11 protein-coding genes and 2 pseudogenes are annotated in these 13964 nt (G+C 32.4%); 6 read left to right on the forward strand and 7 right to left on the reverse strand.

Annotation, left to right across the window (positions count from 1 at the left end; all coding sequences use genetic code 11):
• Positions 1–22: 22 nt before the first annotated feature.
• The 5 genes and pseudogenes from lpdA to ampD form a co-directional block, all read right to left on the reverse strand.
• Positions 23–1447, reverse strand: a complete 1425-nt coding sequence (gene lpdA / locus CF386_RS02005; RefSeq protein WP_089072817.1) for a dihydrolipoyl dehydrogenase — start codon at positions 1445–1447, stop codon at positions 23–25.
• Between the two features lie 45 nt (positions 1448–1492).
• Positions 1493–3340 carry a pyruvate dehydrogenase complex dihydrolipoyllysine-residue acetyltransferase gene (aceF, locus tag CF386_RS02010; protein WP_089072818.1) on the reverse strand — a complete coding sequence of 616 codons (1848 nt, stop codon included), beginning with the start codon at positions 3338–3340 and terminating at the stop codon, positions 1493–1495.
• A 15-nt stretch (positions 3341–3355) separates the two neighbouring features.
• Positions 3356–6019, reverse strand: coding sequence for a pyruvate dehydrogenase (acetyl-transferring), homodimeric type (gene aceE, locus CF386_RS02015; protein WP_089072819.1), 2664 nt, complete (start codon positions 6017–6019; stop codon positions 3356–3358).
• A gap of 65 nt (positions 6020–6084) precedes the next feature.
• On the reverse strand, positions 6085–6831 hold the full coding sequence (locus tag CF386_RS02020) for a GntR family transcriptional regulator (protein ID WP_158522270.1): 747 nt from the start codon (positions 6829–6831) through the stop codon (positions 6085–6087).
• A 57-nt stretch (positions 6832–6888) separates the two neighbouring features.
• Positions 6889–7454: pseudogene (ampD, locus tag CF386_RS02025) on the reverse strand (1,6-anhydro-N-acetylmuramyl-L-alanine amidase AmpD).
• Between the two features lie 102 nt (positions 7455–7556).
• Between ampD and nadC the strand changes: the two are divergent.
• The 6 genes and pseudogenes from nadC to yacG all read left to right on the forward strand — a co-directional run bounded on the left by nadC (position 7557) and on the right by yacG (position 10744).
• Complete coding sequence (gene nadC, locus CF386_RS02030; protein ID WP_089072821.1) at positions 7557–8456, forward strand: carboxylating nicotinate-nucleotide diphosphorylase; 900 nt, start codon at positions 7557–7559, stop codon at positions 8454–8456.
• Between the two features lie 14 nt (positions 8457–8470).
• Positions 8471–8757 (forward strand): annotated as a pseudogene (locus CF386_RS13580) (prepilin peptidase); the annotation flags it as partial.
• Between the two features lie 51 nt (positions 8758–8808).
• Complete coding sequence (locus CF386_RS02045; protein ID WP_404824951.1) at positions 8809–9222, forward strand: prepilin peptidase; 414 nt, start codon at positions 8809–8811, stop codon at positions 9220–9222.
• Positions 9223–9278: 56 nt separating this feature from the next.
• The gene (gene coaE, locus CF386_RS02050; RefSeq protein ID WP_089072824.1) at positions 9279–9875 is read left to right on the forward strand and encodes a dephospho-CoA kinase; all 597 of its coding nucleotides are present in this window, start codon (positions 9279–9281) and stop codon (positions 9873–9875) included.
• Between the two features lie 3 nt (positions 9876–9878).
• On the forward strand, positions 9879–10613 hold the full coding sequence (gene zapD, locus CF386_RS02055) for a cell division protein ZapD (RefSeq protein WP_089072825.1): 735 nt from the start codon (positions 9879–9881) through the stop codon (positions 10611–10613).
• The gene (gene yacG / locus CF386_RS02060; protein WP_158522271.1) at positions 10613–10744 is read left to right on the forward strand and encodes a DNA gyrase inhibitor YacG; all 132 of its coding nucleotides are present in this window, start codon (positions 10613–10615) and stop codon (positions 10742–10744) included. Before zapD ends, yacG begins: the two co-directional genes overlap by 1 nt.
• 153 nt (positions 10745–10897) lie before the next feature.
• Here yacG and CF386_RS02065 read toward each other — a convergent pair whose 3' ends face one another.
• A complete protein-coding gene (locus CF386_RS02065; RefSeq protein ID WP_089072827.1) occupies positions 10898–11155 on the reverse strand; it encodes an NUDIX domain-containing protein in 258 nt (85 codons plus the stop codon).
• Positions 11156–13900, reverse strand: coding sequence for a preprotein translocase subunit SecA (gene secA / locus CF386_RS02070; RefSeq protein WP_089072828.1), 2745 nt, complete (start codon positions 13898–13900; stop codon positions 11156–11158).
• Positions 13901–13964 lie beyond the last annotated feature (64 nt).

Genomic DNA, 13964 nt, shown 5'->3' on the forward strand with positions numbered 1-13964 from the left:
CGACTTTAATCAAAAACAAAATTTACTTTTTTTTAGCTTTTGCATTTGGAAGGTCAGTAATTGATCCTTCATAGACTTCTGCTGCTAAGCCAACTGACTCATGAAGAGTTGGATGAGCATGAATTGTCAAAGCAAGATCTTCAGCATCACAGCCCATTTCGATAGCTAATCCAATTTCACCTAGAAGCTCTCCAGCATTTGAACCTACTACAGCACCACCAATAACTCTATTACTATTTTTATCGAAAATTAACTTAGTCATCCCATCAGAGCAGTCCGAAGCTATTGCCCTTCCTGACGCAGCCCATGGAAAAATAGCGACTTCATAATTTACTTTATTTTCTTTCGCTTCTTTTTCTGTTTGACCAACCCATGCAACTTCTGGCTCAGTGTATGCAATTGAGGGTATAACTTTCGGGTCAAAGTAATGTTTCTTCCCAGAAATAACTTCTGCTGCAACATGTCCTTCATGAACACCTTTATGAGCAAGCATAGGGTTACCAACAATATCCCCAATAGCATAAATATTTGGAACATTAGTTTTCATCTGTTTATCAACATTAATAAAACCTCTATCGTCCACAGTTACACCGGCTTTCTCTGCTCCAATTAATTTCCCATTAGGCTTTCTTCCAATAGCAACAAGAACTGCATCATATCTTTGAGCATCGGAAGGAGCTTTCTTACCTTCCATAGAAACATAGATTCCATCTTCTTTTGCTTCAACAGAAGTGACTTTAGTTTCCAACATAACATTAAGTTTTTTACTAATTTTCTTAGTAAAAACTTTAATAATATCTTTATCAGCAGCAGGAATAAGTTGATCAAACATCTCCACAACATCAACTTTAGAACCTAATGAATGGTATACAGTACCCATTTCAAGACCAATAATACCTCCACCCATAATCAACAACTTCTCAGGAACTTCTTTTAAAGCCAAAGCATCAGTTGAGTCCCAAACTCTTGGGTCATCGTGTGGAATAAAAGGAAGTGTTACTGGAGTTGAGCCGGCTGCAATTATGGCATCTTTAAAGTTTATTGTTGTTTTTTCTTCACCAATTACTTCAAGGGAATTTGAACTTGTAAATGTTCCAGTTCCATTAACCACTTTTACTTTGCGCATTTTGGCCATTCCAGCCAAACCACCAGTTAATTGTCCAACAACTTGTTTTTCTTTCCAGCTTCTAATTTTATCCAAATCGATTTCAGGACTCCCAAATGTAACTCCATGCGAGCCTAAGGCTTTTGCTTCTTCAATTACCTTTGAAACATGTAATAAAGCTTTAGATGGTATACAACCAACATTTAAGCAGACCCCACCTAAAGTGTTATATTTTTCAACTAAAACAGTATCTAAGCCTAAATCAGCACATCTAAATGCTGCTGAATAACCACCAGGACCTGAACCTAAAACTACCACTTGTGCATTTATTTCTTTACTCATAATTGTCTCTTTCCATTTATCTTTATACAAAATTAGTTATGTAAATTACATAACTAAATTTCTAATATCTGATAAAGATTTATTTAAAAACGTAATAAATCTTGCACCTTCAGCACCGTCAATAACTCTATGGTCATAAGATAGAGATAAAGGTAACATCAATCTTGCATCAAAATCTTTCCCATTCCAAACCGGCTTCATCTCTGACTTTGAAACTCCTAATATACCAACTTCAGGAGCATTCACTATTGGAGTAAAGGCTGTGCCACCAATACCACCAAGACTGGAAATTGTAAAGCAACCTCCTTGCATGTCAGATGATGTGAGTTTTCCTGCACGTGCTTTTTTGGAAATTTCCATTAATTCAGAAGATAACTCAATAATACCTTTTTTATTAACATCTTTAAAAACTGGTACTACTAACCCATTAGGTGTATCTACTGCGACACCAACATTTACGTATTTCTTCATTATTAAATGTTCGCCATCGTCAGATAGAGACGAATTAAAAGATGGATATTCCTCAAGTGCTTTAGCAACAGCTTTCATAATAAATACTAAAGGCGTAATTTTGACTGCTCCTTCTTTTTTCTTAGCTTGAAGTGCATTTTGCTCTTTTCTAAAAGCTTCTAAAGAAGTGATGTCTGCATTATCCCATTGTGTCACATGCGGTATCATAACCCAATTACGATGAAGATTTGCCCCTGATATTTTCTTAATTCTTGATAATGGCTTAGTTTCAGTGTCACCAAATTTATTAAAATCAACTTTTGGCCAAGGAAGTAAACCTAACTCTGAACCATTTGCACCACTACCTGATTCTAGTTTCTGTACAGCTCCTTTTACATAATTTTGCACATCTTCTTTGGTAATCCTGTTTTTTCTACCCGTAGCCTTTACTTTACTTAAGTTGATTCCAAACTCTCTAGCCAACCTTCTGACAACTGGAGAAGCATGAACATAAGCATCATTTTCCTGAAAATCATTACTTGATGAAGGTGTGCTTTGTTTTTCTTTCGAGACAGTTTTTTCACTTTTAACAGCCTCTGAAGCATTGCTTTTTTCAGCTGAATTAGATGATGAACCTTCAACCTCAAACTTCATAATTAGAGAGCCGGTAGAAACTTTGTCGCCTTCTTTTATGAGAATGTTAGTAACTTTTCCTTTAACTGGAGCCGGGACTTCCATGGAAGCTTTATCACCTTCAACCGTGATTAAAGATTGTTCCTCATCAACAGTATCGCCAACTGAAACCATGACATCAGTGACTTCAACTTCATCTCCTCCAATATCAGGCACGTTAACATCAATTTCTACAGAAGAAGCATTGTTTTCTGAAACAGAATTTTTATCTGTATCTTCAACATTATTTGAATTAACTGAAAAAAACATAATCAAAGAACCAGTGTTAACTTTATCCCCAACATTAATTTTGATGTCAGATACTACGCCAGCAACTGGGGCAGGAACTTCCATGGAAGCTTTATCACCTTCAACCGTGATTAAAGACTGTTCTTCATTTACAGAGTCTCCAATAGAAACCATGATTTCAGTTACTTCAACTTCATCTCCACCAATATCGGGCACATGAATTTCAACTAAACTTGAGCTGTTTGTATCAACTTCAGTAGCTTCATTTTTCTTTGTGTTAACATCTACAGATTCATCAGCAAAATACATAATTAAAGAACCCGTCTCAACCTTATCGCCTTCTTTAATAAGAATTTCTTTAATCGTACCTGCTTGAGGTGATGGTACTTCCATTGAAGCTTTATCACCTTCAACAGTTATTAAAGACTGATCTTCGGTAACCACATCTCCTGCTTTAACCATAATTTCAGTTACTTCTACTTCATCAGCACCAATATCTGGAACTTTTATTTCAATAGCCATTTCCTAATTTGCCTCTTACGCGTTTAATGGATTAATTTTATTTGTATCTATATTTAGTTCTTTAATAACATCAGCCAATTTAGTAGAGTCAAATTGACCTGTCTTTGCTAACTCTGTTAAAGTTGCCAACACAATATAATTTGCATTTACTTCAAAGTGTCTTCTTAAATTTTCTCTACTATCCGAACGTCCAAAACCATCAGTACCTAAAACTTTATAATTCGCAGAAGGAACAAAGGCTCTAATCTGATCTGAGTGATTTTTCATATAGTCAGTAGCTGCGATAGTTGTTAGGTTATCTAACTGAGTTGCAACATAACTTAATCTTGCAGCATCTGGGTTTAACATATTAAAACGTTCAGTATCCTGACCTTCTCTTGCTAACTCATTGAATGATGTAACTGAGAATATATCAGAGGCAATATTCCATTTTTCTTTTAAGATATCTGCTGCTTTGAGAACTTCCATAAAAATTGTACCTGCACCTAAAAGTTGAACTTTTGGTCCTGTGGCATCAACCGTTTTAAATTTATACATTCCTTTACGAATACCATCCTCGCAGCCTTCTGGCATCTGAGGCATGTGGTAGTTTTCATTCATCAATGTTAGGTAATAATATACATTTTCTTGCTTCTCTCCATACATCCTTCTAATACCGTCTTGAAGAATAACAGCAACTTCATAAGCAAAAGTCGGATCGTAAGCAATGCAATTAGGAATAGTATTTGCTAAAACATGACTATGACCATCTTCATGTTGCAATCCTTCTCCATTAAGAGTAGTTCTACCAGCTGTCGCTCCAAGTAAAAACCCTCTTGCTTGCTGATCTCCAGCTAGCCAAGCCATATCACCAACCCTTTGAAATCCAAACATAGAGTAATAAATATAAAATGGAATCATTGGCAAATTGTTTGTACTGTATGATGTCGCAGCCGCAACCCATGAAGACATAGCTCCTAATTCATTAATTCCTTCTTGAAGAACTTGGCCAGATTGATCTTCTTTATAATAAGATACAACGCCTTTATCTTCCGGGGTATATTCTTGTCCCTCAGGGTTATAGATACCTACCTGTCTAAATAAACCTTCCATACCAAAAGTTCTTGCTTCATCAGCAATGATAGGAACAATTTGTTTTCCTATATCTTTATTTTTTAATAAAATATTCAGACAACGAACATAAGCCATTGTTGTAGAGATCTCACGCTTTTGTTCAACAAGTAAAGCTTCAAAATCAGATAAAGCAGGTACTTTAAATTCAGTTGTGAATTGTGGTAACCTTCTGGGAGTGTATCCCTTTAGAGCTTGTCTTCTTTCGTGCAAATAATTATATTCAGAAGAACCTTTTTCAAGAGTTAAATAAGGAAGCTCTTTTATCAACTCATCTGATAATAAGTCCTCTAGACCTAATCGATCTCTTAAATGAAGTAGGTGTGTCATATCCATCTTTTTAACTTGATGGGCAATGTTTTTCCCTTCAGCAGCTGCTCCCATACCATAACCTTTAACGGTTTTAGCTAAGATAACTGTTGGCTTACCTTTTGTTTCCTCTGCATTTTTGAAAGCCGCGTACATTTTTGAAGACTCGTGACCACCACGTTTTAGTGCAAAAATTTCTTCATCTGTCATGTCTTTAACTAAAGCTGCAGTTTCCGGATATTTACCAAAAAAATGCTCTCTTACATAAGCACCGTCTTTAGATTTGAATGTTTGATAATCCCCATCTAAAGTTTCATTCATTAGTTGAAGTAACTTGCCTGATGAATCTTTCGCTAGAAGCTCATCCCACTCATTACCCCAAATTACTTTTATAACATTCCAACCAGCACCTTTAAATAAGCCTTCTAATTCCTGAATAATTTTACCATTACCCATAACAGGGCCATCAAGACGTTGTAGATTACAGTTAATTAAATAACAAAGATTATCTAATTTTTCTCTTGCTGCAAAAGAAATCGCTCCTCTTGATTCCACTTCATCCATTTCTCCATCACCCAAAAAGGCATAAACTCTTTGCTCAGAGGTATCTTTTAGCTTTCTTCCTGCTAAATATTTCAAAAATCTTGCTTGGTAGATAGATGCAATTGGACCCAATCCCATTGATACAGTAGGAAATTGCCAAAACTCAGGCATTAATTTAGGGTGAGGGTATGACGAAAGACCATTTCCTCCAACTTCTTGTCTAAAGTTATCTAATTGTTCTTCAGTTAATCGACCTTCAACAAATGCTCTTGCGTAAACGCCTGGAGATATATGGCCTTGGTAATAGACCAAATCACCACCATCGTTATCATTGATAGCTTTAAAAAAGTGATTAAAACAAACTTCATAAAAAGCAGCTGATGACTGATAGGACGCCATATGCCCCCCAAGATCCAAATCTTTTTTGGAGCCTCGAAGAACAATCATAATTGCATTCCATCTGATAATGGAACGAATTCTATGCTCAATTTGCTCATTTCCAGGATAAACTGGTTCTTTATCCTTAGCAATCGTATTGATATAATTCGTAACATTCCCTGAGCTTATATCAACTCCCTCATCACTAGCTTTATTAATAACTTGTTCTAATAAAAATTGGGCTCTTTCAACACCCTCTTCTCTTACAACAGACTCCAGAGCTTCTAACCACTCATTGGTTTCCAAGATATCAAGATCTTTTTGGGTAACTTCAGACATTATTTAATCCTTCATCAGTATCTAATCATTAAATGTTAAATAGAAATCTATTTTGTATATTTTATTCACACTAGGTTAGTTAAAATTTTTTTTATAAAAGACAGATGAGCATGTGCAGCATCTCTTGCTTCGTTTGGCTTTCTACTACATATCGCATTTAAAACCATTTCTCTATGATAGTTTACTGTCAATTTTAAAGAAAAATCCTGTTCTAACATTTCAAAATTTTTAAGAATATTTTTTTCAAGTAAAGGACGCAAACTATTTATTATTTGCAACAGTACAACATTTTTAGCTGCTTTTGTTACAGATATAAGATATTGCATCACTGCTCGAGATTCATCTTCTATATTTCCTTTATTTTGAAAATCACATATCTCCTTGTAATTATTTTTTATAATCTCGAAATCAAGATCATTTCCTCTTTCAGCTGCATAATAAGACATCATTCCCTCCAGTGCATAACGAGACTCAAGTAAGTCCATTTGACTAGTTGGGTTAGATGAAAGCAACTCAAATAAAGGTTCATTTAATGGACTCCATAGCTTATCGCTTATGAAAGTTCCTTCACCTTGTTTTTTAATTAAAAGCTTTTTAGTTTCAAGCTTTTGTATTGCCTCTCTAATTGACGCTCTGGATACATCAAAGTATTTTGCTAATTCCCTTTCCGATGGGATTTTCTCACCCGCAAGAAAACGACCATCCAGAATATACTGTTCGAATTCCTGTTCTAATATATCTGATACTTTCAAGTTCATATCCATTTTTTTATCATGAGGCAGTTTGTTGGAATTGGTCTTACCATTTTCCAATGCAACACTAACAAGAATCAAACAATTTGTCTAGCATCATCATGTAAATACTAAAATTTATATACATTTCGTTCTCTTTTCTAAATCACTTTTGTACCTAAACCAATCAAAAGAAACACCAGGATCAGTTTTACGCTCAGGTGCAATAAACTCATGACCTGTGATTCTATCTAAAGTTATAAGCGGATACCGTTCCATGATAGCCATAGATACTTCAACCAAACTATTGTATTGCTCGTCTGTATATGGAACTTCATCCGTTCCTTCGAGCTCAATCCCTATAGAGTAATCATTACACCTTCTTCTCTTTTCAAAACTCGATTGACCTGCATGCCAAGCTCTTTTGTTAAAAGGAACAAATTGAATAATTTTCCCACTTCTTGTAATAAGACAATGAGCAGAAACTTTTAGATTACCTATTTCTTTAAAATATACATGTTTTTTTTCATTTAATTTATTCTGAAAAAATCAATTATATTCTGCGTAATAAATTTTCCGGGTGGTAAGCTAATATTATGGATAACTAATAATGAAATATCATTTTCATCAGGGCGTTCATCATAGTTGTCACAGTCAGCTCGATCACTGTTCAGAAGTAAATGATGATTATTAATTATGAACATAGTACTCTAACCTTATATGTTGATCCTAAAATATGATAAATTAAATTTATATAGGTATATTTATCTGATAAAATCATACATAAAAAAGAGTAAATAAAAACCATGTCAAATAATTTAAACCATACGACAATATCTAATCGCCGTAACTTAAACCTAAGTCAAATCATAGATGAGGCTATTCACTCAAATGTTATCAAAGCATTGGAAGAAGATTTGGGGGGTTCTATTCAAATTGAAAATGATTTGAGCGCATCTCTCATATCTAATAATAATGTCTGTGAAGCTACAATCATTTTCAAAGAAGATGGGATATTATGTGGTACGAGTTGGGCAACAGAAGTTTTTAATATTCTTTCAGAAAAAATAACAATTAACTGGAATTATCAAGATGGAGATCATATAAAAGCAGGTGAGAAAATATGCTCCATAACAGGACCATCCAAAGAAATTTTAATTGGCGAAAGATCAGCATTAAATTTTCTTCAAACATTATCTGGTTGCTCAACCAAAGTAAATGAATATTGTAGTATTCTCAAAAACTCTAAAATTAGAATCTTAGATACACGAAAAACGATACCAGGTCTTAGAACTGCTCTAAAATATGCAGTAAAGTGTGGTGGTGGACTCAATCACAGACATGGACTTTATGATGCGTTTTTAATTAAAGAAAATCATATTGCTTCTTGTGGTTCAATTACTGAAGCTGTTAACAAAGCAAAAAGTATAGCACCAAATAAGTTAATAGAAGTTGAGGTTGAAAATATCAATGAATTACAAGAAGCTTTAAAAAATAATGTTGATGTTATAATGCTTGATAATTTTTCTATTGAAATGATTCATCAAGCGACTGAGATCAATAAACAAAAAGTACCTTTGGAAGTTTCTGGTGATATCAATTTAAATAATTTAACGCAATATTTGGACACTAATGTTGACTATATTTCAATTGGCGCGCTAACCAAAAATATCAAAGCACTAGACCTATCATTAAGAATAAAATGAATTACATATATTACATGGATGTTTTTTTTGTATTTGTTTTCGGAGCAATTTTTGGAAGCTTTTTAAATGTAATTGTGTATAGATTACCTCAGCTTAGCCACAAAACCTCTTCATATAAAAAGTTTCTCTATTTATGCTTTCCACGGTCATATTGCACTAGTTGTAAAAAAACTATTTCCATATTCGATCTTTTTCCAATAATAAATTTTTTTACTTAAGGGGTAAATGTAGATATTGTAACACCAAAATTAGCCTCAGATACCCTGTTGTTGAAGTAATAACTGCTTTCCTTTTTGTAGTAGCCTATCTTCAATATGGTTTAACAATCAAAAGTCTAGTATTATGTATTATAATTTTTTTGTTATTATCGCTTGCAATTATTGACTGGGAAACATTTACGCTTCCTGATGAACTTAACTATTTATTATTAATCTGCTCAACAATAAATCTATATATAAATAACAACATCAATGTAATTATAAGTGGATTATTAAGTGGTCTATTTGCATTTTCATTACTTTACATAATTCATAAGTATTATATGATTGTAAAAGAAAAAGATGCGCTTGGTTTTGGTGATGTTAAGTTGATATTAAGTATAGGGATACTTGTACCTATCCCAAAATTATTCCAAGTTTTGATAATCTCGTCTTTATTAGGAATTATCTTGCTAGTAATAAAAAAAAGATATTTTAATAAGGAACTTACTGAACCAGTACAATTTGGAACATTACTTATATTGACAACCTTTTTTTATATATTTTAGTATTTATTTAAAACAAATAAATAATTTTGACATTTTAATGATTTAAAAAATAAATTATGAAATATACTATTGGATTAACAGGCGGAATTGCCTCTGGAAAAACGACAGTTACAAATATTTTTGAAAACTTCGGTATAAACATAATCGATGCAGATAAAATTGCAAAGCAAGTAGTTTCTCCTAAAAGTGATGCTCTTGAAGAAATAAAGAAAAAATTTGGTAATAAAATAATTAAAGATAATGAATTGAATCGTGCATTACTTAGAAAAATCATTTTTAAGGATAAAAGTGCAAAAATGTGGCTAGAAAGTCTACTTCATCCGATAATTTTAGAGCAGGTGGTTAAAGATATTTCATTATCTTCTTCCCCTTATTGCATTCTTTCTGCACCTTTATTATTTGAAGCAAATTTTCAAAAATTAACAAAAAGAAATATTACAGTGTTAACAACCATGACATCTCAAGTTAACAGAGTAATAAAAAGAGATAATGTTGATTTAATTCAAGCGAAAGCAGTTATATCAAATCAGTTATCTAACAAAATGAAAATTAGGTTATCGGATGATATTATCACTAATAACTCTAATTTAAAGAATTTAAAAAATAAAGTACTTAGTTTACATATACAGTATCAACAATTTTCTAGGATTTGATTGATGAATAATATATTCGAATACCCATTAAACGAGAAAACAAGAACTTATCTTAAGTTAGAATATATTTTTTCTCAAATTATGGAGACAAAAAACATAAACGTAGCATGGAATTATAAAGTTTTTTTTATTGCACTATTCGAACTTATTGAAATTTTGGAACAAATTAATATTAAAAGAGAATTGGTAAAAGATTTTGATACAAAAATTAGGGAATTTAATCAATATAAAAAATTAGAAAATGTTGATCAAGAAGCACTAACAACCTTTTTAGATGAGCTTAAAACAAAACAAAAAAAACTTCATGATATGAAGCGTGTTGGTCAATTTTTTAGAGAAGACGCTTTTCTAAAAAGTATCAAACAAAGATTATCAATACCGGGAGGCACCTGTAATTTTGATCTACCAAATTTACATTATTGGTTAAAATCTGACGAAAATGAAGTTAATTTACAAGTTAACCAATGGCTAAAGGAGATCGAGCCAATCAGAGATTGCTTATTTTTTTGGTTAAATTTATTAAGAAATTCAACAAAATTTCATTGTCAAACGGCCAAAAAAGGTTTTTTTCAAAGTCAACATCAGCTTGGTGATCTTTTAAGAATGAGTTTTAATGACGCACATGAAATTTATCCTGTTGTTTCAGGCCACAAAAACAGATTCTCAATAAGAATAAGAAGCTTCCATAAAGAAAAACCTCTCCCTGATGAAATTGAATTTGAAATGGCAGTATGTTAATGAAAAAAAATATAAATTTGTGTAGAAAGTGCAAAATAAAAAAAATAGCCGAAAAATACAGACCTTTTTGTTCTGAAAGATGTAAGCTTTTAGACTTTGATGAATGGATATCCGAAAAAAAAATAATTTAATTTTTGCGACTTTGTATTAAGTAAAGTCGCTTTTTAATTGACTTATTATGAAATGATTTGGTTTGGGAAATTTAAGTTTCTTAAGATCTTTTATACTAATCCAATCACCTGTTTGATTTTCTTTGTTTCTTATTATTCCCTCAAAAGAGTTAACTAGAAAAAATTTAAAATTATGCCTTTTTTAGAAACAATTTTTGAGAAATACGGAGTTACTATAATCGGGTTAATATTTATTTCTTCATATAACTCTCTTTTTAAACAATTAAGGGTAGACTCATTTAAATAAGCCTTCCCACCAGGAAATTCTAAATAGTTAGCCCAATCAACATCTTTTTTTCTTTTTGTAATATAAACAGAAGAATTATCATGACTCAAAACAATTCCAACCGCTATATTAGTAAAACCTAACAATTACAATTTCCCGCAACATTGTTTGTATTTTTTCCCAGAACCACAAGGACATTGCTCATTTCGCCCTACTTTTCTGTCATCTCTTTTAAAAGGTGTTTTAGGAGCATTATCCATTAAATCAATCTCATCACTTTCTACTTCTTCACTAGTAGAAAACTGCTCTTTTGAACTTTCATGATTAAATGTTTGCTTTTTAGCTAATTCCTCAGCTAATCTAGCTCTTTCAATCTCTAGTTTTTCTAGCTCATCTTCTTCCTGAACTTGAACTTTAGAAAGCGTGGCTATAGAATCATATTTTAAATTATCAAGCATTTCCTCAAACAATTCAAAAGACTCTTTTTTATATTCTTGTTTAGGATTCTTCTGTGCATATCCCCGTAAGTGAATACCCTGACGTAAGTGATCCATTGCAGATAAATGCTCTTTCCAAAGTGAATCTAGGTTTTGTAACATAATATTTGTTTCAAAACTTCTTAAAATATCTTCTCCAACTTGATTTTCTTTATTTTTATAAACATCATTAGATAAATTTAGGACACTCTCATAGACAAGCTCTTCATAAAACTTGCTGTCTTCTAGCCATTCCTCTAATGGAATATTGATATCAAAATCAGACTTTAACCTCGCAGCTAAACCTTCTAAATCCCACATATCTTTTATTGATTGAGAAGGAATATATTGTGATATTACAGAAAACAAAACATCTTCTCTGTTCTGTTTTATCATTTCACTGATATCATCAGAGTTCATTATTTCATTTCTTAATTCATAAACTGCCTGCCTTTGATCATTTGCGACATCATCAAATTCTAAAAGTTGCTTCCTAGTATCGAAGTTTCTTCCTTCAACTTTCTTTTGTGCATTAGCTATCGAGCGTGTTACAAGTTTGTGCTCAATAGCTTCACCTTCCTCCATACCAAGCTTTTTCATCATATTTGCTAATCTATCCGATGCAAATATTCTCATTAATGAGTCATCCAAAGAAAGATAAAATCTTGATGAACCAACATCTCCTTGTCTACCAGATCTTCCTCTTAATTGGTTATCTATTCTTCTAGACTCATGCCTCTCAGTTCCAATGATATGAAGACCGCCTGATTTTAAGACTTTTTCATGTTCTTCTTTCCATTGTTTTTTAGCTTTTTCAATGGATTCCCTATCATCAGGATTTAGATGATTTAATTCATTCTGTAAACTTCCACCTAAAACTATATCAGTTCCTCTTCCTGCCATATTGGTAGCAATTGTAACTGCACTAGACTTGCCAGCTTCAGCAATTATATCTGCTTCTTTTTCATGGAACTTAGCATTTAAAACATTATGCTTAATGTTATTTTTGGTTAGTTCTTTTGATAAGATTTCAGATTTTTCAATTGAAACTGTACCTACAAGAGATGGCTGTCCTTTTTCTACTCTATATTTAATATCTTTAACAATAGCTGAAAATTTTTCATTTTCTGTAAGATAGACTAAATCTGCTAAGTCTTTTCTTTGCATAGGTTTGTTAGTAGGAATTACTACAGTATCAAGACCATAAATAGATCTAAACTCAAAAGCTTCAGTATCAGCTGTCCCTGTCATACCTGAAAGCTTTTCATACAAGCGAAAATAGTTTTGAAATGTTATTGAGGCTAGTGTTTGATTCTCATTTTGAATTTTAACTCTTTCTTTAGCCTCCACTGCTTGATGAAGACCTTCAGACCATCTTCTTCCTGGCATTGTTCGACCAGTATGTTCATCAACGATAACAATCTCATTATTTTGAACAATATAATCGACATTTTTTTCAAATAAAACATGCGCTCTTAATGCTGCATTGATATGATGTAATAAGCTTATATTATTAGGTGAATAAAGTGATTCAGACTCTTTCATTAATTCATTCTTAATTAAGAGCTCTTCTATATAAATTTGTCCATTTTCTGTTAAGTAAGCCTGTTTAGATTTTTCGTCAACGGTATAATGTCCATCACCCCTATATTCTTGGCTATCTTCTTTATCTTGTTTCTTTAACGATGGAATAAGCTTATCAATGCTTTCGTACATTGCAGAGCTATCCTCTGCAGGACCTGATATAATTAAAGGAGTTCGAGCTTCATCAATCAATATGGAATCAACTTCATCTACAATTGCGAAAAATAAGTCCCTTTGGACTTTTTCTTCAGGATTAAAGGTCATGTTATCTCGTAAATAATCAAAACCAAATTCATTATTTGTTCCATAAGTTATGTCAGCATTATAAGCTTCCTTTTTTTCAGGCGGCGTTAACTCTGAAGTATTTACGGCAACTGATAAACCTAAAAACTCAAATAGCTCTTTATTAGTTTCACAATCTCGTTTAGCTAGGTAATCATTTACAGTAATTACATGAACACTTTTTCCTTTTAATGCATTTAAATATGCGGCTAGGGTTGCTGTTAGCGTTTTCCCTTCACCAGTTCTCATTTCTGCAATTTTACCGTCATTAAGTACCATTGCCCCTATTAACTGGACATCAAAGTGACGCATACCATTAACTCTTAAAGATGCCTCTCTCACAACAGAAAATGCTTCTGGTAAAATATCTTCTAAACTTTCACCCTTTTGAACTCTTTTTTTAAACTCTAAAGTTTTTTGTTGCAATTCATTATTCGACAATTTTGAAAATTGAGGTTCAATTTGATTAATCTTGTCGACTACTTTTCTCATTGATTTTAAAGTCCGATCATTTCGACTTCCAAAAATTTTTGCTAATAATTTAGACATAAGAATACTTTTATTTCTCGAGATTTTTTGTTAATAAAAAAAAAATAATATGTCATTGTATAAA

The organism is Paraphotobacterium marinum (genome assembly GCF_002216855.1).
GTDB lineage: Bacteria > Pseudomonadota > Gammaproteobacteria > Enterobacterales > Vibrionaceae > Paraphotobacterium > Paraphotobacterium marinum.

What these genes read in the sequence shown, in the direction of transcription:
- lpdA (WP_089072817.1), bottom strand. Translation starts at nt 1,447, where the DNA reads ATGAGTAAAGAAATAAATGCACAAGTGGTAGTTTTAGGTTCAGGTCCT.
- aceF (WP_089072818.1), bottom strand. Translation starts at nt 3,340, where the DNA reads ATGGCTATTGAAATAAAAGTTCCAGATATTGGTGCTGATGAAGTAGAA.
- aceE (WP_089072819.1), bottom strand. Translation starts at nt 6,019, where the DNA reads ATGTCTGAAGTTACCCAAAAAGATCTTGATATCTTGGAAACCAATGAG.
- nadC (WP_089072821.1), top strand. Translation starts at nt 7,557, where the DNA reads ATGTCAAATAATTTAAACCATACGACAATATCTAATCGCCGTAACTTA.
- coaE (WP_089072824.1), top strand. Translation starts at nt 9,279, where the DNA reads ATGAAATATACTATTGGATTAACAGGCGGAATTGCCTCTGGAAAAACG.
- zapD (WP_089072825.1), top strand. Translation starts at nt 9,879, where the DNA reads ATGAATAATATATTCGAATACCCATTAAACGAGAAAACAAGAACTTAT.
- yacG (WP_158522271.1), top strand. Translation starts at nt 10,613, where the DNA reads ATGAAAAAAAATATAAATTTGTGTAGAAAGTGCAAAATAAAAAAAATA.
- secA (WP_089072828.1), bottom strand. Translation starts at nt 13,900, where the DNA reads ATGTCTAAATTATTAGCAAAAATTTTTGGAAGTCGAAATGATCGGACT.